The sequence below is a fragment of the Cedecea neteri genome (assembly GCF_000758325.1).
GTDB lineage: Bacteria > Pseudomonadota > Gammaproteobacteria > Enterobacterales > Enterobacteriaceae > Cedecea > Cedecea neteri_B.
Map to the genome: position 1 here is coordinate 4,566,684 of NZ_CP009459.1, position 23,210 is coordinate 4,589,893.

Sequence of the window (23,210 nt, forward strand, 5' to 3'; positions counted from 1 at the left end):
GGTGAGGGGCAAACCTGTCACCCACGCTTAAACTGATTCCCCACCGGCGGCAACCCCAACTTCTCACGCAGCGTACCTGGCCGGTAGGCCTGCTGCATCACCCCACTTTGTTTCAAAATCGGCGCCACCTGGTCAACAAAATTATCGAAATCCACCGGCAAGAACGGGAACATCAGGTTGTAGCCGTCCACGGCCCCGGCATGAAACGCCTCGCTCAGCGTGTCGGCGACTTCCTGGGCCGTGCCGATGACCAGCCAGCTGTCGGAGCTTTGCAGCAATAACCGACCCAGCTCCAGCACCGTCAGGGCGGGATCGTAACCTTTGATGATCTGCAGCGCGGTTCTCAGGCCGTCAAAACCCTGTTCGTCCGGCAAAGGCGGCAGCGGCGCGTGGCGATCGTATTCCCCCATATCCATCCGCAGATAGGTGCTGAGGAGATCCAGCGCCATCTGGTCGTTCATCAGCGTCTGAATCAGCGCCCGGCGCTGCTCTTTTTCTTCCGGCGTGTTCACCACCACCGGCAGTACGCCGCCGAGGATTTTAAAGTGCTCCGGCTCGCGCCCTTTTTCACGCAGGCGTTGATTCATATCCTCGCGGTAGGCCAGCCCTTTCTCTATGTTGCTCATAAACACAAAGTGAATATCGGCCTGGGCCGCCGCCAGCGCTTTGCCGGACTCGGAGGAGCCAGCCTGCACCACGATCGGGTGCCCCTGCGGCGGGCGCGGCACGTTCAGCGGGCCGCGCACCTTAAAGAACTCGCCTGCGTGGTTGAGCGGATGTACACGCTCAGGATCGGCAAAATAGCCGCTTTGCTTGTCGATCAGCACGGCTTCCTCTTCCCAGGAATCCCAAAGTTTTCTTACCACCGCGATAAACTCGGCGGCGCGCTCGTAGCGCCTGCCGTGCTCCGGCAAGGTATCCAGCCCGTAGTTGGCCGCTTCTTCCGGCAGCCAGGACGTGACGACATTCCAGCTCGCGCGTCCCCCGCTCAAATGGTCAAGCGAGGCAAAATAGCGCGCCAGGTTATAAGGCTCGGTGTAGGACGTCGAAGCCGTCGCCATCAGGCCGATGTTTTCGGTCACCGCCGACAGCGCGGCCAGCAGGGTGATTGGTTCCAGCCGCGGGTTAGCGTAATGCGGCACGCCGCTCGGCACCGTGTCCCAGATGGCGACATGATCGGCAATAAAAATGTTATCCAGCGCGGCGGCTTCGGCCCTGCGCGCCAGGTCAGCGTAATACTTCAGGGTGAAAATCTCTTTGCCCGGCGCGTTCGGGTGGCGCCAGGAAAAGCGATAATCGCCCTGTGGGTTAAAGAAGAACAGGTTAAAAATGGCGGTAGCTTGCGACATGGCGGGATACTCGTTGTGAAATGGCCCTCCCTGGCCGGGGACTCATTATTTAGCGGCCAGTTTTTCTTTTACCCACTGGTCGGCAACTTTAGCCGGATCTTTATGATCGACATCCACCAGCTTGTTCAGCTGGATCAAATCTTTGGTGGTCAATTTGGCGGAGATATCGTTGAGCACTTCCTCCACTTTCGGCGAAACGGCGCCTTTGTGCACCAGCGGGACCAGGTTCTGAGCCGGCTGCTCGTGTTTGTCATCCTCCAGCACCACCCACTTCTCTTTCAGCAGATCGCCCTGGGTCGACACCAGCGTCGCCACGTCGATTTTGCCGGAGTTCAGCGCCAGGCGGCTCAGCGGGCCACCGATATCCAGTGACTTAAAGGATTTGAATTTAATGCCATACACGCGCTCCAACCCTGGCAAGCCAAGGGCGCGGGTCGCCACTTCCGGCGGGCCACCAACGACCAGTTGAGGGGCAACCTTCGCCAGGTCGGACAAGGTTTTCAGGTTATATTTTTTGGCCGTCTCTTCGCGCACGCCCCATGCGGTAATGGAGGCCGCCGAGGACGGTTTTAGCAGCGCAAGATCCGCCGGTAGCGCCTGCTGCAGTTCGGCAGAGACTTCCTGTTCGGTCGTTGCTTTACTGCCGCCGTGGTAGTAGTTCAGCAGCGCGCCGAGATACTCCGGCACCACGTCCAGCTCGCCGGATTTCAGCGCCGGAATGATAATTTCGCGGTTGCCGAGGTTAAGCCGCGTTTTGACATCGATGCCCTGCTGTTTTAATGCGCTGGCGTAGATGTTGGCCAGGATCGTTTGTTCTGAGTAGTTTGCGCCACCAATCGTGACGGTTTCCGCGTGCGCCGCAAACCCTACGCTTGCCAGCCCTGCAGCCAGTAAAGTCAGCCGGAATCCCTTGCTTGCCGTTGTCAGCCAATTTTTCATCATCATCACCCTTCTCTGTTTTATGTTGTGTTGTGCGCAAGTTCTAACCTGCGGTTGGTATTGCAAAATTGAGCCAGCGCTTAGCCACCTGCGACATCAGCAGCTCGCAGCCGACGGCCAGCAGGGAAATCACCACCGAACCGGCGATCACTTGCGGGTAGTCGCGCTGCCCCAGGCCGTCTATCAGGAAGCGTCCCAGACCATCGAGCCCGGCGTAGGCGGCAACCACCGCCGTCGCAATAAGCTGCAGCAGCGAGGTACGGATGCCGGCAAAAATCAGCGGCATTGCCAGCGGAATACGCACTTTGATCAGACTTTGCAGCGGCGTCATGCCCATCGCTTTGGCCGCATCGCACAGCGTTTGATCGGCGTGGCTGATGCCGACGTAGGTGTTGGTCAGCATCGGCGGAATCGCCAGTGCGACGAGGGCGATAAACACCGGCACATCGTTAAAACCCAGCAGCATGATGCACAGCAAGATGATCCCCAGCGAAGGAAACGCCTGGCCGATGTTGAACAGGTTGATGGCGAAAAACGCCCCGCGCCGCCAGTAGCCGAGCAGAATGCCGAGCGGCTGGGCGATTAACGCCCCGAGCAGCAGGCTTATCAGCACGTAATAAAGATGCTCGCCGAAGCGATGCCAGATGCCGAGGTCGCCGCCCCAGTGGTCGGCCTGTAAAAACCAAAGCCAGGTTTGCTGTACGATATCCATCAGCGCGTCCACCCCGTCAGGCTGTAGCCGAGACGCGCGATCAGCAGGTCAAGCACCAGCGACAACACCAGGCTCAGCGCCAGGCTGACCAGAATCGGCGTTAAAAAGTTTTGGTTGAAGCCGAGGATCATGAGTTGCCCCAGCCCGCCCTGGCCTATCAGCGCGGTGACGATCACTAAGCCCACCAGCGTCACGGAAGCGATACGCAGCCCGGCAAACAGCGCGGGCAGAATCAGAAACAGCTCCACGTCGATAAAGCGACCAAAGCGCGTGTAGCCCAGCGCCCGGCCAGATTCCAGCACGTCGGCGGGCAGTTTTTGCATACCCGCCAGCACGTTACGCAGCAGGATCAGCAGCGAATAAAGCGTCAGGCCAATCACCGCCGTGGTCACTGACAGCCCGGTCCACGGCAGCAGCAGAATAAACAGCGCCAGCGACGGGATGGTAAACAGCACCCCGCTCAGGGAAATCAGCGGGCCGGACAGCGCGGGCCAGACGATGGACAGTAAAAGCATTCCGGCGGTCAGCAGCGTCCCCATCGCCAGAGACAGCAGCACCATCTGCAAATGCTGCAGCATCAGCTCGCCTATCATGTCGAGATTGTCGGTCACCCATTGCCAGTCAATCATTGCGGTGCAGCTCCTGATGCCGGTTAAGCGCATCGCTCAACAGGGCGCTGTCCACGGCTCCGGCGTAGTGCCCTTCGGCAGTGACGCGCACCAACACGCCCTGCGGGACGTCGAGCAAGGCGCTGTAAACGTGGCGCAGCGACTCGCTTTCTTTGGCAATCCGGACCGGCAACTGCTGCCCGTTTTCCTGCCAGTGCCGAGGCCGCCCTTCGGCGTCCAGGACCAGCGCACGCTGCCCGTGGAGCAAGGTAGAGTCGGCGGATGCTGGCTCAGCATGCGTAAAGACCGGCACATCCCGGCGCGGCAGATCGCCCACACGCATCATGCCGAGGCGCTTGAGGTTGGGTTCAGGGCCAATAAAGTCGCGCACAAAATCGCTGGCAGGCCAGGAGAGAATATTGTCCGGGGTGTCGAACTGCTCGAGGTGCCCACCTTCACGGAAAATGGCAATGCGGTCGCCGAGGCGAATTGCCTCGTTGATGTCGTGGGTCACCAGAATAATGGTTTTATGCAGCCGGGCCTGCAGCGCCAGAAGCTCGCCCTGCAATCTGTCGCGCACGACAGGGTCGATAGCGGCAAAAGGTTCATCCATCAGCAAAATAGGCGGATCGGCCGCAAGGGCGCGGGCGGTAGACACCCGGCTTTGCTGCCCGCCAGAAAGCTGATGGGGATAGCGTTTCAGCACCAGCGGGTTGAGGGACATCAGCGCCACCAGCTCGTCAATGCGGCGGGAAATGGCTCGTTTATCCCAGCCCAGCAGGCGTGGCACGGTGGCAATGTTTTCCGCGACGGTACGATGGGGAAACAGCGCCGGGCTTTGCATCACAAAGCCAATTTTACGGCGAATCTGAATGATATCGGCACGGGAGAGCGGCTCTCCCTGAATATAGACTTCACCGCTGTCCGGGATATCCAGGCGGTTTATCATGCGTAGCGTGGTGGTTTTCCCGCAGCCGCTGGGGCCAACAAAGGTGCAAAACTCCCCTTCGTTGATGGTCATATTCAGCGAACTAATCGCGTGCTGCACATTGCCCGGATAGATCTTATTGATGTTTTCTAGTTGAATCATGATGCTTCTGCACTTCCTCATACCGCGCAATTTTGCCCTTCGGGCTTATACGTTTCAGCACACGCCAGGGCAGTATTGCAGAGGAAAAAGCGTTCACAAATTCAACATGATGCTAAGAATTGCCAGAAAATAACTATCAGCAACCATCGGGTTATTTCTTATAAAAACAACAAATAAGGTAGCTATTTAAAAGTCACTTCTAACGCTACTATCGGTAAAAATGTGCCAAAACGCGCCTGATAATTTCTCTTAAAAAAAGCTTACATGATGAACCAAATACACTTTATTGAAGGCCCGGTTGGCGCGGGTAAATCAACCTACGCCAAAGCCCTGGCCAAAACCGACGGCTTTACCCATATCGCGCTGGACGAGTAGTTCGTGCGGCTCTACAGCCCCGACCGCCCGGCCGGGAATTTTGTGCCCTGGTACGTGGAGCGCAAAGACCGGCTTATTGAGCTGATCCTGAGTTATGCCCGCACCGTACTAGCCACCAACAGCATTGCGTTGGAGCTGGGGTTGATTCAGCAAGGCCCAAGGTTAGCCCTGCTCCGCCAGTTGCAAGAAGAAGGCATCCCGTTTTGCGTACACGTCCTCGACGCGCCCAAAAGCGTTCGCCGCGAGCGCGTGCAGCGCCGTAATACCGAGCAAGGCGAAACCTTCTCGATGGTGGTGCCGGACGAGATTTTTGAAGTCGCCAGCAGCCTTTGGGAAGCGCCTGATGAGTTTGAACAGGAAGAGTTTGAGTTTGTTTTTCCGGCTACCGCCAGCCGCTAACTGACCCGCAGGGAGAAGTTGCTATGCCGCAAATTTATGCTCGCCCTTTAAAAGCGGGAGACACGATCGCCGTGTTTTCCCCCTCATCGGCGGCCACCGCGTTTGCCCCACAGCGCTACCAAAGGGCGAAAGCGTTTATTGAGTCGAAGGGATTCTGTCTGCAGGAAGGCAGCCTGACGGGCAAAAAGGATTACTGGCGTTCTGGCTCCATTCGCGAGCGGGCGGATGAGTTTAATGCCCTTTTGCATGACCCGAACGTGCGCTGCATTATTTCGGCCATCGGCGGCTTAAACAGCAACTCGCTGCTGCCTTATATTGACTACGCGCAGCTGATGAAAGATCCCAAAATCATCATCGGCTATTCGGACGTGACCGCGCTGCTGGCGGGTATCTATCAAAGAACCGGGCTAATTACCTTTTATGGCCCGGCGGTGGTGGCTTCTTTGGGGGAATTCCCTCCGCTGGTCGACAGTACGTTTGACTATTTCCTCAATATTCTCAGCCGACCTCAGGAACTGCCGTACACGCTGAGCCAGCCCGCAGCGTGGACCGAGGAAATGCTCGACTGGGAAACGCAGTCCCGGGCGAAAACCCTGCAGCCCGGCGGCTGGTGCTTTGAGGGCGAAGGTAAGGTAGAAGGCCGCGTCATTGGCGGCAACCTGAATACGCTTTACGGCATCTGGGGCAGTGAATACATGCCCGATATCAACCGGGGCGATATTCTGTTTATTGAAGACAGCCTGCACAGTGCGGCGGAGCTGGAACGAGAGTTTTCCCATCTTTTGCTGTGCGGCGTGTTCGACCGCATCGCCGCCATTGTGCTCGGCAGGCACGAGCTGTTTGACGACCAGGGCAGCGGAAAAACGCCGCTGCACATCCTGAGGGAAGTGCTAAATGGCCGCGAGCTCCCCATCGTCTCTGATTTTGACTGCTGCCACACGCACCCGATGCTGACGCTTCCGCTTGGCGTGCGGATGCGCATCGACTTTGACACTCAGACCATGTCACTGACCAGCCAGTGGCTGACATAGAACAAAGGAGTCGCAATGATGACTGAAGCACTCATCCAGGCAGGGGAAAGCAAAGTGCTCTGTTTTGCTGAGCAAGGCACCACGTTTGATGACGAAGCTGTGCGGGAAGGCATCAGCCAGGCCATTGAGCAGCAGGCGGAGTGGCTCGCCCTCCCCATCAAGCGGCTACCCGACAGCTTTTTCGATTTGCGTACCGGCGTAGCGGGCCTGTGGCTACAAAAGCTGGTGAATTACCGGCTTGGGCTGGCGATCCTCGGGGACGTTGAGCCCTGGCAAAGCAAGAGCAAGGCGCTCGAAGCGCTGATCGTGGAATGCAATCGGGGCAAAAGCTGCTGGTTTTTACCGGATCTTGCGAGCCTGCAACAACGCCTGGCAAAAACCGGTCAGTAATCGAATGCCAGCATGCCCGAGCGCCAGACGCTGGTCGTGCGGATCAGCGCCTTATCGCGCAGGAAGTTAATCAGCGTGGCGATCACTTTGTCATGGCGCAGCTCGGGGCGGGTGACGATGAACAAATGGCGGCGCAGCGGCTGGGGCAAATCCAGAATGCGCATGTTCTCCGGCACCGGCAGCACCGACAGCCACGGCATAATGGAAAACCCCAGGCCCTGATTTACCAGCCCAACAATCCCGCTGTCGCTGGCCAGTTTATGCACCACCTCATTACGCAGCCCCATCTCACGACAACGCTCCACGGCGGGGCTTAACGTGTTGGCGTTCGGCTGGATAAACGGCAGGGTTTCCAGTTGCTGCCAGCTAAAAGGCTGCCGCAGGCGGAAGCTGCGGGGCAGCATCAGCACGTAAGGATCGCTGATGTACGGCACGCCGTGCAGCGAGTCCGGGTAGCCCTGAATAGTAATGCCGATGTCCGCCCGCCCGGACACCACCGCGTCGTTGAGATGATGGTATTCCGTTGCGCTGTCATCAATATCCAGATGAATATCCGGCAGAGCCGTGGCCAGCGCCTCAAAATAAGGCGGCAACAGGTTCGCCGTCGCGCTGCGGAAGCAGGCCACCCGCACGCGCCCGGCAAGCTGTGGCGCTTCCGCCGCCGTCTGCTCAATGCCGTCCAGAAGCTGCATGATTTTTTTCGCATCTTTTAGGATCTGCGTGCAGGCGGCAGTCGGCACGCAGCCGCTGCGCGAGCGGTGTAGCAGGCGCACATTCAGGTGCTGTTCCAGCTCGGCAATCGCATGGCTGATGCGTGACTGCGTACAGCCCAATGCTGCGGCTGCGGCGCTGAAACCATTGTTTTCCACTACGGCTATCAGCATTTCCAGCTGATTTAGCTTTATTCCGGCCATATTTTCAGTCAGTTATTGGAAAGGACAGGCTTCGACAAATCGAATTTCTTCATAGATAAGGAAAACATATCACGCTTTTCGGTTGCCGCCTACCGGCCTTCCTTCCCATCATAAAGCCAGCCAGTACGGCGCATAAAAGCAAGAACGCCCCACCTGAACTAAGCACTTTTAAGGAAAACCTGAGCATGCCCGGCATCATTCATTACGGCACCTTTGTCGTCTCTTTCATCCTGCTGTTAATCATTCCCGGCCCCGGGAATCTGATCCTGATCACCAGCGCCAGCAAAGGCGGCGCGCGCAGCGGCTATCTCTGTCTGATGGGGATTATTCTGGGCGACCAGGTGCTGCTGTGGCTGGCTATCGCGGGCGTGGCGGCGCTGCTCGAATCCTCGCCTCATGTTTTCCAGATAATTAAGTGGCTGGGCGCAGCTTACCTGCTGTGGATGGGTGCGCAGCTGCTGCTGAAGGCGAAAACCAGCGCCCCGCCGCCGCCGGTGACCGGCAAAAGAACGCCGTTTTTACAGGGCATGGTCATCACCCTGATGAACCCCAAACCCATTCTGTTCTACGTGATGTTCCTGCCGCTGTTTATCGACCCGGCACGCAGCCAGGGGATCCCGACATTCGCTATTCTGGCGGGCACCGCAGCCGCACTGACCTTTATCTACTGTTCGATAATGATCTTCCTGACCACTTCGCTTGCCGAGAAAGTGCGTTCGCGGCCAGGCATGGTTTATCTGCTCGGGAAAGCCACCGGCTTGTTCCTGGCAATATTTGCGGTGAAGCTGGCATTTTTTAGTTGAGATACATCATTAAGCGAAAAAAAAGGGGCAACTCATTGCCCCGGATTAAGCTTACTCAAAACGCTGTAACGTTCTGGGTAACTGGCTAAACAATTCATAGCCGTCATTGGTGATGAGCAGCATATCTTCCAGCATAATCGCGCCGACGCCGATACCGTAGTAAGGCGTTTCCACGCTAAAGACCATGCCCGGTTCGAAGGTTTCTGTGGCTGCAGCGCTCACGAACGGCGCCTCTTCCAGGCCTAAGAACAGACCATCGCCATGCCCTAAATGGCCGCGATTATAGTGCGGCAAGCCATTGGCTTTGATTTTACTCATCGTGTCGTTGAACACGTGGCTGAGCTTCACGCCCGGGCCAATCAGGCTGAGCATATGCTCGTGGCCCTGCAAAATGGTTTGGTAGATTCGCTCCGCCATGGCCGTTGGCTGCCCGAACACCACGGTACGCGCCAAATCCGCCCCGTACCCGGCGACATCCACGCCGCAGTCAAATTTGATTAAATCCCCCGGTTTAACGGGTTCACGGCTCGGGATTAATTTAGGGGCAAAGTCATCGCCCACCGAGATCAGGTGAAAGCGCGACAGGTTGGTCTCCGGGTGCTGCATCACGGCCGCTTTATAGGCGGCGGTGAGGTCCCACGCCGAACAGCCCGTGCCAATCGCCTTAAAGGCTTCACTGATGCCATACTCGGTTACCTGCGCGCTCTTACGCAGGAAAGCAATCTCCCATGGGCTTTTGACCATCCGTAGCTCGTTAAATATTGCCGTGGAGTCCACCAGCCGTAGATTCGGGATCACCTTATCCAGCGTCTGCTTGCCGCCGTTGCTCATCGCATTTAGCTCGATAGCGATGTTTTTATCCAGCACGCCCGCGTCCGCTAAAGTGGACTTGAGCAGCGTGAAAACAGCCTCTACCGGCGGGCCAATTGGCCGCTCTTTCACCACCCGCTGCGGGTTGAAAGGCTCATCGACATCCACCCAAACCGGGAAGGTCTTCAGCTCATAATTCGCCAGCTCAAACTGCAGACCAGCCGCCTCAAACTCATTCATCACGATCAACGAAGGCAGCTTTTCATCCCGGAAAATGACCGCCAGCGCCGCGCCGGTGTGGCGGAAGGTGTACATAAAGAAACTGGCAAACCCGGTGACATGGCAAAAGTTGTCCGGGGTGGTCACCACCAAGGCTTCTATATTGTTCCGGGCCATGATCGCCCGGGCTTTGGCTGTAACCGCCTGGAGATGATCTGCTTTATTCATGGTGTTCGTTACCTCAGTCTTGTTTAACTTTTGCCGTAGCCGGATCGCCAGATGTTTTAACAGATCACTCGGGATTTATATAGCGGGCTTTTGAGTCAAATACTGAGGTCGCGCAGCAGGCTTTCAAGGTTTGTTTCTCCCTCGACGGTTTGCGCCCCGGCCTTCAGTCCGCCACGGATCAACCTCTCTGCCGCAGGCCGGGCGAAGAGTCCAGCCCAGGCCTCGTGTTCGCACTGGAACCCTTCTCTAAGATCCGAAGCCGGAATGGCTTTTTTCGCCGCCTCAATCACGCCGTCAGGCAGGCTGGCAATGTTGTACGCCAGTCTCTCAACAAAAGAGTCCAGTTCATCATCAGGTAATGCTCGGTTGATCCAGCCATATCGCTCCGCCACTTTGGTATCTATAAGATCTGCTCCCAGCACCACTTCAAGCGCCCTGCCTCGCGTCATTCTGTCGGACAGATATTGCGTCGCCCCTCCGCCGGGAACAATACCCATTAATGCTTCACACTGCGCCAGACCTGCCCGTTTTTCTGCGGCAAAGGCCATATCCGCTGCGGCGATAAACTCCGCGCCTCCGCCGCGCGCGAGGCCAGCCAGTTTCACGAGGGTAACCTGCGGCTGACTACGTAAGAGTTCGCCAAAAGCCTGGAAAGGATTTAGCCCATCAGGAGCCGCCTTAGCTAATTCATCGAAGGCGTGAGGCTCATCAATCAGGGTCATATCCACGTGTGCAATAAAGAATTCAGGTATTGCACTGTCGAAAACCAAAACCTTAATAGCGGGATCGCTACGCACAGCAAGCAGAACCTGGGTGAGTTCGGACATGAGCGCCACATCAAGTACATTCACCGGCGGATTGTTGATCGTTACCGTCATCACGCCATTGCGCTGAGTAAGCAGGAGCTTGCTGTAGTTTGTTTTTCTCATCGGGGTATCCTTTATCATTTGGAAAATAGCCTGCCGGTATTTTCGCCAGCCCCTGAATAGTATATTTTGGATACCTGGCGTCAATTACGCACCTTAACCATCCCAGGGATGCTGGAGGATACCGATGAGCAAGAGTGACATCGTTTACCGGGCAGACTGCCCAAGCCGTATCGTGCTGGATCAAATAGCCGATAAGTGGTCGATGATGGTGTTGGAAGTCCTTCGCGAGCCTCAGCGTTTTAACGCCATTAAGCGAAGACTGGAGGGTGTGACGCAGCGAGTCCTGACGCAGACGCTGCGCAAGCTGGAGCGCAACGGCATGGTCAAACGCAAAGTGCTGGATGGCCGGGTCCTCGGCGTGGAATATTCACTGACCCCGCTCGGGCAATCCTTGCAGGAGCCTTTCTCGATTCTGTTTAACTGGACGCTGGAAAATATAGACATCATTCAGCTCAGCCAGAAGCGTTATGACGAAGAAAGTGAGTAAACTAAAAGATCTGTACAACACAAGCACAAAGAAGCTCTATATTTGAAGCCAATTAATATTACGTAGATAAATTTCATGATTAATATTCCCTGTCCCTGCTGCGGTTTTTTAACATTTGAAGTGTATTATGGCTCATTCGATATTTGCTCTGTCTGTGGCTGGGAAGATGATGGCGTACAGCTCGCAAACCCGACCTCTGCAGGCGGGGCAAATAAGATTTCGCTTGCCGATGCTCAAATCAATGCACTAAAAAAATACCCTCTTACTCTAAATTCAGCTTCGGGTTATTGCCGTGCTTCTGACTGGCGGCCATTAAATGCCAATGATACGCAGACAGCAGATATGCTTCGCGCTGCAAATCACTGGCACACTCAGGCCGTAGTGAGCGAATCAGAGGCTTATTGGCGGCAATAGATTAATAAGGACAAAGCAGTACATATGAGCTACATCGATTTAATCAAACATGAGCTTGTTGGTTTCTTTAATGGGCTTCCTGTTTATCATCCTCTTGAAACCGTGGAAGAGGGATCTTGGGAAAGCTATGATTTTTCCTGTTCTCCGGCCAATCTTATCATTGGGGGTGGAGTAGGTGAGCATCCCGCGCTTGTCCTTCATAACCTTGAATCACTCGTTGCAGCCTATCTTCTCCATGCTATAGCGCAGAACGAAGTTCATTTTGCTGAACGGTATTCTTCTCCCCCAGACCACACACAGGAAAAATTATTCGACATTTTCCTTGGCGAAAAACCGACACTTGAGTTCTGCGACTGGTCGATGAAACAGATACATGACTTCGTTGAATTAGCGAAATCCCCTCTACATGCCACTCCGTTAAAAGCCGATCAATCACTTGAGGAATGGATAAAGATATCGATTGGCGAGTTTATTTATTTCTCACTCAGCGAGTTAAATCCCATGGCACAGGAAATGGCCACTTTAAAAGGCATTGAAGAGCCGGGATATTGGTTGTGCAACGTCACCTGCCCGCCGCCAAACTATGTTAAGTCGAAGAAAAAATCTCTCGCAGATGATGACTCTTTCAAGTTATGTGGATTTTTCCGTTGGGATTATGTTTATCCGCCAGAAGAATAAAGCCTGCACATAAAGGGCATCCTTCCGCCCTTTATGTATTTTGAGTGCCAGATACATCATACCCGAACAGGATTCAGCCATCGTAAGAAGATTATTCTATCCGTCCGTCGCCTCCACTTCCGCATTCGAGGTTTCATAGCGCGAAGGCCAAATCTCTTCCGGCTGCTTGCCCAGCGCTTCGGCGATAAGCCGCTCCCCCTTCGGCCAGCGCCGGGTTAACGCATTTGCCAGCGTCGATGACGCCAGCCCGGAATCCCTGGATAACGCCGCCAGAGACGTGCCTTTCTTCCTGATGCCCGCGATGATATCCGCCGGATGCCAGTCCTGTGCTTTCATGTTTTCTCTCCCGTCTTTGATGTTTCAACACGGATAAGCATCGCCTTTGTTCGCTGCATACTCCACGGACTATGAGTCACATGCGTTAGTTTTTACGGTACTGGGGATGTTGAGGGGAAGGGATTACGTGGGGGAGTTTGAATACGAGGGATAAAAAAATCGCCAGAAAACCCTTTGATTTTGCTGGCGATTTTTGGGACTAACGGTTTTTAGTGAGTGCTAAAAACTTATTCCCACTCAATCGTCGCAGGCGGCTTACCGGAGATATCGTAAACCACGCGGGAGATGCCGTTCACTTCGTTGATGATGCGGTTGGACACGCGGCCGAGGAAGTCGTACGGCAGGTGCGCCCAGTGCGCGGTCATGAAGTCGATGGTTTCTACCGCACGCAGGGAAACAACCCAGTCGTACTTGCGGCCATCGCCCATCACGCCCACGGAACGGACCGGCAGGAACACGGTGAACGCCTGGCTCACTTTGTTGTACAGGTCAGCTTTGTGCAGCTCTTCGATGAAGATAGCGTCGGCGCGGCGCAGCAGGTCGCAGTACTCTTTCTTCACTTCGCCCAGCACGCGAACGCCGAGGCCTGGGCCTGGGAACGGGTGGCGGTAAAGCATGTCGTACGGCAGGCCCAGCTCAAGGCCGATTTTACGCACTTCATCTTTGAACAGCTCGCGCAGCGGCTCAACCAGGCCCATCTTCATCTCTTTCGGCAGGCCTCCCACGTTGTGGTGAGATTTGATGACGTGTGCTTTGCCAGTCGCGGAGGCCGCAGACTCGATAACGTCAGGGTAGATGGTGCCCTGCGCCAGCCATTTAACGTCTTCCAGCTTCAGCGCTTCTTCGTCGAACACTTCCACGAACACGCGGCCGATGATCTTACGCTTGGCTTCCGGGTCGTTTTCGCCCGCCAGCGCGGTCAGGAAGCGGTTCTCGCCTTCAACGTGAACGATGTTCAGGCCGAAGTGATCGCCGAACATGTCCATCACTTGCTGGGCTTCGTTCAGGCGCAGCAGGCCGTTGTCCACGAACACGCAGGTCAGATTTTTGCCGATGGCGCGGTGCAGCAGCATTGCGGTCACGGAGGAGTCAACGCCGCCGGACAGGCCAAGGATAACTTTGTCGTCGCCCACCTGCTCGCGGATGCGGACGATAGCATCTTCGATGATTTTTGCCGGGGTCCACAGCGCTTCGCAGCCGCAGATTTCCAGCACAAAACGCTCCAGCAGACGCTGACCCTGACGGGTGTGGGTCACTTCCGGGTGGAACTGCACGCCGTAGAAGCGTTTTTCTTCGTTGGCCATAATGGCGAACGGGCAGGTTTCGGTGCTGGCAACGGTCACGAAGTCAGACGGGATAGCGGTGACTTTGTCGCCGTGGCTCATCCAGACGTCCAGCAGCGGTTGACCGGCTGCGCTCAGGGAGTCTTCGATGCCGCGAACCAGCGCGCTGTCGGTTTTCACTTCAACCTGCGCGTAGCCGAATTCACGCTCGGTAGAGCTTTCAACGTGGCCGCCCAGCTGCATGGCCATGGTCTGCATGCCGTAGCAAACGCCGAACACCGGCACGCCGGCTTCGAACACGTACTCAGGTGCACGCGGGCTGTTTGCTTCGGTGGTGCTTTCCGGGCCGCCGGAAAGGATGATGCCGCTTGGGTTGAACTCACGAATTTGAGCTTCGGTAACATCCCAGGCCCACAGTTCGCAGTAAACGCCCAGCTCACGGACGCGGCGCGCCACCAGCTGAGTGTACTGAGAGCCGAAGTCGAGGATCAGAATGCGATGTTTATGAATGTTTTCCGTCATTGACGTTAATTCCGAGGCAAGTGATACAAAACAAAAACACCCGGCATAAAGCCGGGTGCATAAAGATTAAGAACCCATACGGTAGTTCGGGGACTCTTTGGTGATCGTCACGTCGTGAACGTGGCTTTCCTGGATGCCCGCGCCGCTGATACGTACGAATTCTGCTTTGGTGCGCAGCAAGTCGATAGTACCACAGCCGGTCAGGCCCATGCAGGAACGCAGGCCGCCCATCTGCTGGTGAACGATCTCTTTCAGACGGCCTTTATACGCCACGCGGCCTTCGATACCTTCTGGTACCAGTTTGTCTGCGGCGTTGTCGGTCTGGAAGTAACGGTCAGAAGAGCCTTTGGACATAGCGCCCAGAGAACCCATGCCGCGGTAGGATTTGAACGCACGGCCCTGGTACAGTTCGATTTCGCCCGGAGACTCTTCGGTACCTGCCAGCATACCGCCAACCATAACGGCTGCTGCGCCTGCGGCGATGGCTTTCGCGATGTCACCGGAGAAGCGGATGCCGCCGTCAGCGATAACCGGAATACCTGTGCCTTCCAGCGCTTCAACCGCGTCAGCTACAGCAGTGATCTGCGGTACACCTACGCCAGTAACAATACGAGTAGTACAGATGGAGCCAGGACCGATCCCAACCTTAACCGCGCTGCAGCCAGCTTCGGCCAGGGCGCGAGCGCCAGCGGCGGTTGCTACGTTACCGCCGATGATTTGCAGGTCAGGATATTTAGCACGGGTTTCACGAATACGTTGCAGAACGCCTTCGGAATGGCCGTGAGAGGAGTCAATCAGCAGAATATCAACGCCAGCAGCGACCAGCGCGTCAACGCGCTCTTCATTGCCTGCGCCTGCGCCAACCGCAGCCCCAACGCGCAGACGGCCCTGCTCATCTTTACAGGCGTTAGGTTTACGCTCTGCTTTCTGGAAGTCTTTTACGGTGATCATGCCGCGCAGGTGGAAGCCCGCGTCCACAACCAGCGCCTTTTCAACGCGTTTTTCGTGCATTTTAGACAGCACGACGTCGCGCGCTTCGCCTTCTTTCACGGTAACCAGACGCTCTTTCGGGGTCATGTACACGCTAACTGGCTGGGCCAGGTCGGTCACGAAGCGCACGTCACGACCGGTGATGATACCCACCAGCTCGTTGTCTTCGGTGACGACCGGGTAGCCGGCAAAGCCGTTACGCTCGGTTAATTCTTTCACTTCACGCAGGGTGGTGGTTGGCAGCACGGTTTGCGGGTCAGTAACCACGCCACTTTCGTGTTTCTTCACGCGCTTAACTTCTTCAGCCTGGCGCTCAATGGACATGTTTTTGTGAATGAAACCAAGTCCACCTTCCTGCGCCAGAGCGATAGCCAGACGCGCTTCCGTCACGGTATCCATCGCTGCGGACAGCATAGGGATATTCAGACGAATAGTTTTGGTCAGCTGAGTGCTGAGGTCGGCCGTGTTCGGCAGAACGGTGGAATGAGCGGGAACGAGGAGAACGTCGTCAAACGTCAGTGCTTCTTTAGCGATACGTAGCATGGCAATATCTCAACCTGGGGGTGAATGAGAACAGATAAAATATTGCCGCGGCATTATACAGAGCGTAAGCGATTGCATCCACACTTTTTTCGCAAAACTCCTTGCTAATAGCGAAACGGAAGGTACTATCGACCTAATAACCTGCTGATTTAGAATTTGATCCAGCTCACATGTCGACACAAAATTCCCCCTCAATTTTTACCGTTTCTCGCCTGAATCAGACGGTGCGTTTGCTGCTTGAGCAGGAAATGGGGCAGGTCTGGATCAGCGGTGAAATCTCTAACTTCAGCCAGCCCTCTTCCGGTCACTGGTACTTCACGCTAAAAGACGATACCGCCCAGGTGCGCTGCGCGATGTTCCGCAACAGCAACCGCCGCGTGACCTTCCGCCCGCAGCACGGCCAGCAAGTGTTAGTGCGCGCTAACATCACACTTTACGAGCCTCGTGGCGACTACCAGATCATTGTCGAAAGCATGCAGCCCGCCGGTGAAGGGCTGTTGCAGCAGCAGTACGAGCTGCTCAAGCAGAAGCTGAGCGCCGAAGGGCTTTTCGATTCATTGCACAAGCAGCCCCTGCCCGCTCCGGCTCGCCATGTCGGCGTGATTACTTCTAAAACTGGGGCAGCCCTGCACGATGTGCTGCACGTTTTACAGCGCCGCGATCCGTCCCTGCCGGTGATCATCTACCCGACTGCCGTTCAGGGCGTCGACGCCCCGCTGCAGATTGTGCGCGCCATTGAGTTAGCTAACCTGCGCAACGAATGTGACGTGCTGATTGTCGGGCGCGGCGGCGGCTCGCTGGAAGACCTGTGGAGCTTTAACGATGAGCGGGTTGCGCGGGCGATTTTCGCCAGCAAGATCCCGGTCGTTAGCGCCGTAGGGCATGAAACTGACGTCACGATCGCCGATTTTGTCGCTGATTTACGTGCACCAACGCCGTCCGCCGCAGCGGAAATCGTCAGCCGCAATCAGACGGAGTTACTGCGTCAGCTTCAGGCTCAGCAGCAGCGTATGGAAATGGCGATGGACTATTACCTCGCCCAGCGCTCGCGGCGGTTTACCCAGCTGCACCATCGCCTGCAGCAGCAGCATCCTCAGCTACGTTTAGCCCGCCAGCAAACCACGCTTGAACGCCTGCGCCAGCGTCTCAACGTGGCAATGGACGGTAAAATGCGCCGGGTTAGTCAGCAACAGTTGCGCCTTAGCCAGCGCCTTAACCAGCAGCAGCCTCAGCCCCGCATTCACCGCGCCCAGTCCCGCTTACAGCAGCTGGAATACCGGCTGTCGCAGTTAGTAAGCGCTCAGCTTAGCCAGACGAAACAACGCTTTGGCACCGCGCTGGCTCAGCTGGAAGCCGTCAGCCCACTGGCGACGCTCGCACGCGGCTACTGCGTAACAACAGCTGAGGACGGCAAAGTACTGAAGAAAACCAAACAGGTGAAGTCCGGGGACACGCTAACCACGCGCCTGGATGACGGTTGGGTCGAAAGCCAGGTGACGGACATTAAACCGGTGAAAGCGCCTCGGAAGCGTAAGCCAGCGGCGAAAGACGAATAAGCCACTCAGAGCGCGGCGGGCACAAACTCTACGCGCTTTTTAGAAATCAGCCCGTGGCCGTTCTGGCAGAAATAATCCACCGCCCCACATGCTTTCAGCACCTGCAGCGGCTTGTGGCAGTCCGGGCAAACCGCTTCCAGGCGGAAGACCTTCCCACAGGCATCGCAGTGCGCCCCATCGTCCGTTTGTTTCAGTTCGTTGTTACACACCGGGCAATTCACCATCATCCTTTCCTCCCGCTAAATCATTAATGAGCCCCATTATATACCCATAACGTTAAGATGGACTCATTCCGCTATTGGGCAAAAGACTGGCAAAGTTAGCGCATTAATGCACCGTTTTTGCCCAGCGTCTTCCTTCGTGGATGAGCACTTGTATCCAAACTGGTATCCCAGATAGCGCCGTAGCTGGAACCTTCAATGTTTTGAAGTCATTGGCATGATAATTGAATTACTCCCTTTACGTGGTCAATCGGGGAGGATTTTCATGTTTGATGAGCTGTTAGATAAAGATGCCACTGCGCTGGCCGCACTGATTCGCTGTGGCGAGGTATCAGCCCGTGAAGTCACTCAGGCGGCCATTGACCGCCAGCAGGCGCGTGAGCCCTTGATTCAGGCGTTTTGTACCCCGACGCCAGAGCTGGCTCTGGCTCAGGCAAGCGCCGTTGATGCTAAGCGCGCCAGCGGGCAACCCTTGGGTGCACTGGCCGGGGTGCCCCTGGCGGTGAAAGATCTGATTTGTACTGCCGGGGTAAAGACCACCTCTGGCTCAGCCGCCTACCAGGACTTTGTCCCGGAAGAGGATGATATCGCCGTCGAGCGCCTGCTGGCTGCGGATGCCATCCTGTTGGGTAAAACCACCGCCCCCGAGTTTGGCTACAGCGGCGTGGGGCACAACCCCCTGTTTCCCTCTCCGCGTAACCCGTGGGATCTCAGCAAAACACCGGGCGGCTCCAGCGCAGGTTCCGGTGCAGCGCTCGCCGCCCGGATGTGCCCGATTGCGCTGGGCAGCGACGGCGGTGGCTCAGTTCGCATCCCTGCCGCCCACTGCGGCGTCTATGGCCTGAAAGCGTCTATGGGACGAGTCCCGCTTTGGCCCGGCTGCCGTGACGATCGCTATCCTGGCGTTTCCAGCTGGGAGTCGCTGGAACACATTGGCCCCATGGCGCGTACCGTGCGGGATGCCGCGCTGATGATGTCGCTGCTGGCAGGCCCGGATATGCGTGACCGCCACTCGATTCCCTGCTCTGACGTTGACTGGCTGGCATCGTTAGAAAAGCCCCTGAACGGCCTGCGTATCGCCTTTAGCGCCGATTTTGGTTACGTCGCGGTAGACAGCGAAGTTCGCCGGGTCACGACAGAAGCGGCGCATCGTTTTGCGCGTGAGCTGGGCGCAGAGCTGGACGAAGTTGACCCCGGTATCGCCGATGAGGTTGCTACCTTCGCCGCCCTTGTCGCCTTTGAAAGCGACCTGACAGGCATGCGAAAAATGCAGGCCGAACTGGGGCTGCGCATGTCGCCACACCTGAGCGCCATGCTGCAGCACGAATGGCGGGCCGAAACGTTCACCGACGCGAACACGCAGCGTAAAAAAATCTGCAATCAGCTTTGGCGCTTTATGCAGCGCTACGACCTGCTGCTTTCCCCCACACTCGCCGTGCCGCCGTTCCCGCTCAACATGCAGGGCCCGGAAATCATAGACGGGCGCATGGTCAGAAACGACCACTGGCTCTCGTTCTGCTTCCCTTTCAACTTTACCGGCCAGCCGGCTGCTTCAGTGCCCGCAGGTTTTACCTCTGACGGCCTGCCCGTCGGACTTCAAATCGTGGGTCGTCATCTGGATGATGGCCTGGTGCTCGCGGCAAGCGCCGCTTTCGAGCGCATTCAACCATGGAATCACATCAGCCCTGCTTCACTCGGAGTTGTCCATGAATAAGAAATCATCCCCTGCCCTGGAGCAGGAATTTGAGCACGAACCCGTGCCTCTGAGCCATCGCCACTCCACCGGGTCCGTTTCGGCAGTGTGGTTTGGTTTCCCGATGATCCTCACCAATGCGCTGTTTGGCGGCATCATCACCTGGTCGTTGGGTTTCTGGCCGGCCATCATCGCTATTCTACTCGGCAACCTGGTGCTGTTTGCCTACGTGGGTTCCCTCAGCTGGTTTGCCGGGCAAACGGGCATGAATTTCGCCCTGCAGGCCAAACGCACCTTCGGCACTAAAGGCTACATTTTGGTTTCTGGTTTTCTTTCCACGGTGGTTATTGGCTGGTACGCCTTCCAGACCGGTCTTACCGGTACGGTGATCAATCAGACGTTCGGCTGGAACGCGCTGGCGGTGACAGCGTTCGCCATCGTGCTCTACACCGGGGTCACGTTCCTGGGCGTGCGGGCCCTGTCGATACTGGGGATGATTGCCGCCCCGCTGTTTGTGGTGCTTGGCCTGGTGGCGCTGTGGCTTATCGGCCAGCAGCATGATTTCAGCGCTGTCCTGCAATGGCACGGCAGCCCTGCCGCCGTGGGCACCATGAGCATGGGTACTGCCGTCACCATGGTGGTGGCCGGCTTTGCCGATTCCGGCACCATGACCGCAGATTTCACTCGCTGGTCAAAAAACGGAAAATCTGCCGTGATAGCCGCTTTCTCGGCCTTCCCCGTCGCCAACGTCATTTCTTATCTTTTCGGCGTGGTTATCGTGGCGGTTGGCGCGGCCGTTGACCCGGCCAGCAACGGCGGGAACTTCCTGCCGATTCTGATGGGGCACGGAGAAATTCTGACGGCCATCGCCTGCCTGTTTGTGTTTATTAATCTAGGCTCCGTGTGTACACACTGCCTGTACAACGGGGCAGTAGGCTACAGCCATCTGTTCCACAGCAAAATGCGGCTCTGGACGCTTATCCTGGGCGTGGCGGGCGGCGCGCTGGCGTTAGCGGGCGTGTGGTCTTATTTCCTGGAATGGCTGAGCCTGCTTGGTATTGTCGTGCCGCCGTTTGGCGCGGTGATGATCGTTGATTTGATTTTTATGGCCAAAATTAGCCAAAGCCGTAAAACAAGCCGTATGCGCGGCAGCGCCTTTGCGGCCTGGGCTATCGGCAGCCTGTGCGCCGTTATCGCCCACCTGCTGTTCCCACAGTTTGGCGAAGCAGTCATTGGCCTGGTGACAGCGGCCATCAGTTACACCCTGATAATGAAAGTCAAAAGCGAAGCTCCAGCAAGCATCATGGAGGGGAAAAATGCCTGATTACACCCTAAATTCAACGCCTTATGCCTGGCCCTTTGATGCCCACTATAGCGCCAGCAACACCGCGCTGATCGTTATCGATATGCAGACCGATTTCTGCGGTAAAGGCGGCTATGTCGACAGCATGGGTTATGACATTGCGCTGACGCGCGCGCCAATAAAACCGCTCCAACGTGTTTTGGCCCGGATGCGCGAGCTGGGCTTCCCGATTATTCATACCCGTGAGGGGCATCGCCCGGACTTAAGCGACCTGCCAGCGAATAAGCGCTGGCGTTCAAAACGCATGAATGCCGAGATTGGTGCCAACGGTCCCTGTGGCCGCATCCTGGTACGCGGGGAACCGGGCTGGGAAATCATTCCGGAACTGGCGCCTCTTGCGGGAGAAGTGATTATTGATAAGCCGGGCAAAGGGTCGTTTTATGCCACCGATTTGGAGCTGATCCTGCGCAGCCGGGGGATCCGTAACCTGATTCTGAGCGGTATTACGACGGATGTTTGCGTGCATACCACGCTGCGTGAAGCGAACGATCGCGGTTTTGAATGCCTGGTCCTGACCGACTGCTGTGCAGCGACGGAAGTAAAACATCACGAAGCGGCACTGAGCATGATTCATATGCAGGGAGGGATTTTTGGGGCAGTGGCGAGTTCAGAGGTCTTGCTGGAAGGATTGAGTCATCTTACACCAGCGCTGGCGGTGTGACCTTTAAGCCGGTGCGCTCACGTTTATGACACGTGGGCGCACCCGTTATTGCTTACTTACTTTTCTTGATGTGCTTGATGAGGCGCTTACGCTTACGCATCTGGTTCGGCGTCAGGGTGTTACGTTTCCCGGCAAACGGGTTCTCCCCTTCCTTGAACTGAATGCGGATTGGCGTCCCCATCACGTCCAGCGATTTGCGGAAGTAGTTCATCAGGTAGCGCTTGTAGGAGTCCGGCAGGTCTTTCACCTGGTTGCCGTGAATCACCACGATTGGTGGGTTGTAGCCACCGGCGTGCGCGTATTTAAGCTTAACGCGACGGCCACGCACCAACGGTGGCTGATGGTCTTCTGCCGCCATGTTCATGATGCGGGTCAGCAGCGCGGTGCTTACGCGGCGCGTGGAGCTGTCGTAGGCTTCGCGCACGGATTCGAACAGGTTACCCACGCCACTGCCGTGCAGGGCGGAGATGAAGTGCACGCGGGCGAAGTCGATAAAGCCCAGACGGTAGTCAAGCGTCTCTTTCACCTGCTCACGAACTTCATTGCTCAGGCCATCCCACTTGTTGACCACGATAACCAGTGAGCGCCCACTATTCAGGATGAAGCCCAGCAGGGAGAGATCCTGGTCGGAAATGCCTTCGCGGGCGTCGATAACCAGCAGCACAACGTTCGCGTCTTCAATAGCCTGCAGGGTTTTGATTACCGAGAATTTTTCTACCGTGTCGGTAATTTTCCCACGCTTACGCACGCCCGCGGTATCGATCAGCACGAATTCACGCTCGTCGCGCTCCATCGGGATATAGATACTGTCGCGGGTGGTGCCCGGCATGTCATACACAACAACGCGTTCTTCGCCGAGGATACGGTTAGTTAGCGTGGACTTACCTACGTTAGGGCGGCCAACGATAGCGAGCTTGATCGGCAGATCCTGAGGATTGAAGGCTTCTTCTTCCTCTTCTTCCTCAAACTCTTCGTCATCGGACACGATGCCGTTTTTGGCGTTAAATGCGGCCCAGTAGGCTTCGTCTTCGTCCATCTCTTCCGGCTGTTCGCGCGGGTCGATATCGTCCATCCACGGCACCAGAACGTGTTCCAGCAGGCTGGTCACGCCGCGGCCATGGGAAGCCGCAATCGGGTGGATTTCACCGAGCCCCAGGGAGTAGAAGTCAATCACCGCCTGGTCCGGGTCGAGACCATCAGTCTTGTTCGCCACCAGGAAAGTTGGCTTCTGGCGGGAGCGCAGGTGCTGAGCGATGGCCTCATCGGCAGGCATCAGGCCCGCGCGCGCATCCACCATGAACAGCACAACATCCGCCTCTTCAATCGCCAGCAGCGACTGTTCGGCCATGCGCGTTTCCACACCGTCTTCGGTGCCATCGATACCGCCGGTATCAATACAGATAAACTCGCGGCCTTCGACTTCCGCACGACCGTACTTGCGATCGCGAGTCAGCCCCGGAAAATCCGCAACCAGCGCATCGCGGGTACGCGTTAAGCGGTTAAACAGGGTCGATTTACCGACGTTAGGGCGCCCAACAAGCGCGACCACAGGTACCATTATAAAAGCCTCATTACTCAAAATTTATTAGTAAAACAGCGTCAATTTTCGGCTGTTTTTAAAAAGCCAAAACGGCTCCCGAACTACGGGAACCGTTTCAAACGTGACG

The 23,210-nt window shown here is 56.5% G+C and carries 25 protein-coding genes; 12 read left to right on the forward strand and 13 right to left on the reverse strand.

All coding sequences use genetic code 11. From position 1 onward, the window contains the following. Positions 1–17: 17 nt before the first annotated feature. The 5 genes from LH86_RS21240 to LH86_RS21260 are packed head-to-tail and all read right to left on the reverse strand — an operon-like array spanning position 18 to position 4,698. Positions 18–1,349, reverse strand: coding sequence for an NtaA/DmoA family FMN-dependent monooxygenase (locus LH86_RS21240; RefSeq protein ID WP_039305624.1), 1,332 nt, complete (start codon positions 1,347–1,349; stop codon positions 18–20). A 45-nt stretch (positions 1,350–1,394) separates the two neighbouring features. After that, positions 1,395–2,294: an ABC transporter substrate-binding protein gene (locus LH86_RS21245; protein ID WP_039305628.1), complete on the reverse strand. Its 900-nt coding sequence runs from the start codon at positions 2,292–2,294 to the stop codon at positions 1,395–1,397. 37 nt (positions 2,295–2,331) lie between these two features. Next, the gene (locus tag LH86_RS21250; RefSeq protein WP_039305631.1) at positions 2,332–3,000 is read right to left on the reverse strand and encodes an ABC transporter permease; all 669 of its coding nucleotides are present in this window, start codon (positions 2,998–3,000) and stop codon (positions 2,332–2,334) included. Beyond that, positions 3,000–3,629 (reverse strand): ABC transporter permease, encoded by a 630-nt coding sequence (locus LH86_RS21255; protein WP_039305633.1) that lies wholly within the window; start codon positions 3,627–3,629, stop codon positions 3,000–3,002. Before LH86_RS21255 ends, LH86_RS21250 begins: the two co-directional genes overlap by 1 nt. Beyond that, entirely contained in the window at positions 3,622–4,698 is a 1,077-nt protein-coding gene (locus LH86_RS21260; protein WP_039305636.1) for an ABC transporter ATP-binding protein, read from the reverse strand. Before LH86_RS21260 ends, LH86_RS21255 begins: the two co-directional genes overlap by 8 nt. Before the next feature lie 264 nt (positions 4,699–4,962). Between LH86_RS21260 and LH86_RS22745 the strand changes: the two genes are divergently transcribed. The 4 genes from LH86_RS22745 to LH86_RS21275 are packed head-to-tail and all read left to right on the forward strand — an operon-like array spanning position 4,963 to position 6,893. After that, on the forward strand, positions 4,963–5,073 hold the full coding sequence (locus LH86_RS22745) for a deoxynucleoside kinase (protein ID WP_197061693.1): 111 nt from the start codon (positions 4,963–4,965) through the stop codon (positions 5,071–5,073). A 3-nt stretch (positions 5,074–5,076) separates the two neighbouring features. Continuing rightward, positions 5,077–5,472 (forward strand): ATP-binding protein, encoded by a 396-nt coding sequence (locus LH86_RS21265; RefSeq protein WP_197061694.1) that lies wholly within the window; start codon positions 5,077–5,079, stop codon positions 5,470–5,472. Positions 5,473–5,495: 23 nt separating this feature from the next. Next, complete coding sequence (locus tag LH86_RS21270) at positions 5,496–6,503, forward strand: S66 family peptidase (RefSeq protein ID WP_039305639.1); 1,008 nt, start codon at positions 5,496–5,498, stop codon at positions 6,501–6,503. A 15-nt stretch (positions 6,504–6,518) separates the two neighbouring features. Then, positions 6,519–6,893, forward strand: coding sequence for a DUF4180 domain-containing protein (locus LH86_RS21275; RefSeq protein WP_052045626.1), 375 nt, complete (start codon positions 6,519–6,521; stop codon positions 6,891–6,893). Here LH86_RS21275 and LH86_RS21280 read toward each other — a convergent pair. After that, positions 6,887–7,807, reverse strand: coding sequence for a LysR family transcriptional regulator (locus tag LH86_RS21280; protein ID WP_039305642.1), 921 nt, complete (start codon positions 7,805–7,807; stop codon positions 6,887–6,889). The genes LH86_RS21275 and LH86_RS21280 overlap by 7 nt on opposite strands. 185 nt (positions 7,808–7,992) lie before the next feature. On the opposite strand from LH86_RS21280, the gene LH86_RS21285 reads away from it, so the two are divergent. Continuing rightward, entirely contained in the window at positions 7,993–8,610 is a 618-nt protein-coding gene (locus LH86_RS21285; protein ID WP_039305645.1) for a LysE family transporter, read from the forward strand. 51 nt (positions 8,611–8,661) lie between these two features. Here the strand turns inward: LH86_RS21285 and LH86_RS21290 are convergent, their stop codons facing one another. Continuing rightward, entirely contained in the window at positions 8,662–9,867 is a 1,206-nt protein-coding gene (locus LH86_RS21290; protein WP_039305648.1) for a M24 family metallopeptidase, read from the reverse strand. A gap of 95 nt (positions 9,868–9,962) precedes the next feature. Next, complete coding sequence (locus tag LH86_RS21295; protein ID WP_039305650.1) at positions 9,963–10,796, reverse strand: enoyl-CoA hydratase/isomerase family protein; 834 nt, start codon at positions 10,794–10,796, stop codon at positions 9,963–9,965. 124 nt (positions 10,797–10,920) lie between these two features. Between LH86_RS21295 and LH86_RS21300 the strand changes: the two genes are divergently transcribed. From LH86_RS21300 to LH86_RS21305, 3 genes are all read left to right on the forward strand, one after another. Next, positions 10,921–11,283 carry a winged helix-turn-helix transcriptional regulator gene (locus tag LH86_RS21300; RefSeq protein WP_039305653.1) on the forward strand — a complete coding sequence of 121 codons (363 nt, stop codon included), beginning with the start codon at positions 10,921–10,923 and terminating at the stop codon, positions 11,281–11,283. 75 nt (positions 11,284–11,358) lie between these two features. After that, positions 11,359–11,697 (forward strand): CPCC family cysteine-rich protein, encoded by a 339-nt coding sequence (locus LH86_RS22370; RefSeq protein WP_071842854.1) that lies wholly within the window; start codon positions 11,359–11,361, stop codon positions 11,695–11,697. Between the two features lie 24 nt (positions 11,698–11,721). After that, entirely contained in the window at positions 11,722–12,375 is a 654-nt protein-coding gene (locus LH86_RS21305) for a hypothetical protein (RefSeq protein WP_039305656.1), read from the forward strand. A 96-nt stretch (positions 12,376–12,471) separates the two neighbouring features. Here LH86_RS21305 and LH86_RS21310 read toward each other — a convergent pair whose 3' ends face one another. The 3 genes from LH86_RS21310 to guaB all read right to left on the reverse strand — a co-directional run bounded on the left by LH86_RS21310 (position 12,472) and on the right by guaB (position 16,049). Beyond that, a complete protein-coding gene (locus LH86_RS21310) occupies positions 12,472–12,711 on the reverse strand; it encodes a helix-turn-helix domain-containing protein (protein ID WP_039305659.1) in 240 nt (79 codons plus the stop codon). A 227-nt stretch (positions 12,712–12,938) separates the two neighbouring features. Continuing rightward, positions 12,939–14,516 (reverse strand): glutamine-hydrolyzing GMP synthase, encoded by a 1,578-nt coding sequence (gene guaA / locus LH86_RS21315; protein WP_008459400.1) that lies wholly within the window; start codon positions 14,514–14,516, stop codon positions 12,939–12,941. Positions 14,517–14,582: 66 nt separating this feature from the next. Next, on the reverse strand, positions 14,583–16,049 hold the full coding sequence (gene guaB / locus LH86_RS21320) for an IMP dehydrogenase (RefSeq protein ID WP_008459401.1): 1,467 nt from the start codon (positions 16,047–16,049) through the stop codon (positions 14,583–14,585). 170 nt (positions 16,050–16,219) lie between these two features. Between guaB and xseA the strand changes: the two genes are divergently transcribed. Further along, positions 16,220–17,605: an exodeoxyribonuclease VII large subunit gene (gene xseA / locus LH86_RS21325; RefSeq protein WP_039305662.1), complete on the forward strand. Its 1,386-nt coding sequence runs from the start codon at positions 16,220–16,222 to the stop codon at positions 17,603–17,605. A 5-nt stretch (positions 17,606–17,610) separates the two neighbouring features. On the opposite strand, the gene LH86_RS21330 is transcribed toward xseA, so the two are convergent. Beyond that, on the reverse strand, positions 17,611–17,832 hold the full coding sequence (locus LH86_RS21330) for a zinc ribbon domain-containing protein (protein ID WP_039305664.1): 222 nt from the start codon (positions 17,830–17,832) through the stop codon (positions 17,611–17,613). 259 nt (positions 17,833–18,091) lie between these two features. Between LH86_RS21330 and LH86_RS21335 the strand changes: the two genes are divergently transcribed. Genes LH86_RS21335 through LH86_RS21345 form a run of 3 tightly spaced genes read left to right on the forward strand, consistent with a single transcriptional unit; the run spans position 18,092 to position 21,543 of the window. Next, a complete protein-coding gene (locus LH86_RS21335; RefSeq protein WP_039305667.1) occupies positions 18,092–19,540 on the forward strand; it encodes an amidase in 1,449 nt (482 codons plus the stop codon). Beyond that, positions 19,533–20,843 (forward strand): purine-cytosine permease family protein, encoded by a 1,311-nt coding sequence (locus LH86_RS21340; RefSeq protein WP_039305671.1) that lies wholly within the window; start codon positions 19,533–19,535, stop codon positions 20,841–20,843. Before LH86_RS21335 ends, LH86_RS21340 begins: the two co-directional genes overlap by 8 nt. After that, positions 20,836–21,543, forward strand: a complete 708-nt coding sequence (locus LH86_RS21345) for a cysteine hydrolase family protein (protein ID WP_039305674.1) — start codon at positions 20,836–20,838, stop codon at positions 21,541–21,543. The genes LH86_RS21340 and LH86_RS21345 overlap by 8 nt, the downstream gene beginning before the upstream one ends. 52 nt (positions 21,544–21,595) lie before the next feature. Here the strand turns inward: LH86_RS21345 and der are convergent, their stop codons facing one another. Next, positions 21,596–23,101 carry a ribosome biogenesis GTPase Der gene (der, locus tag LH86_RS21350; RefSeq protein ID WP_039305677.1) on the reverse strand — a complete coding sequence of 502 codons (1,506 nt, stop codon included), beginning with the start codon at positions 23,099–23,101 and terminating at the stop codon, positions 21,596–21,598. Positions 23,102–23,210: the final 109 nt, after the last annotated feature.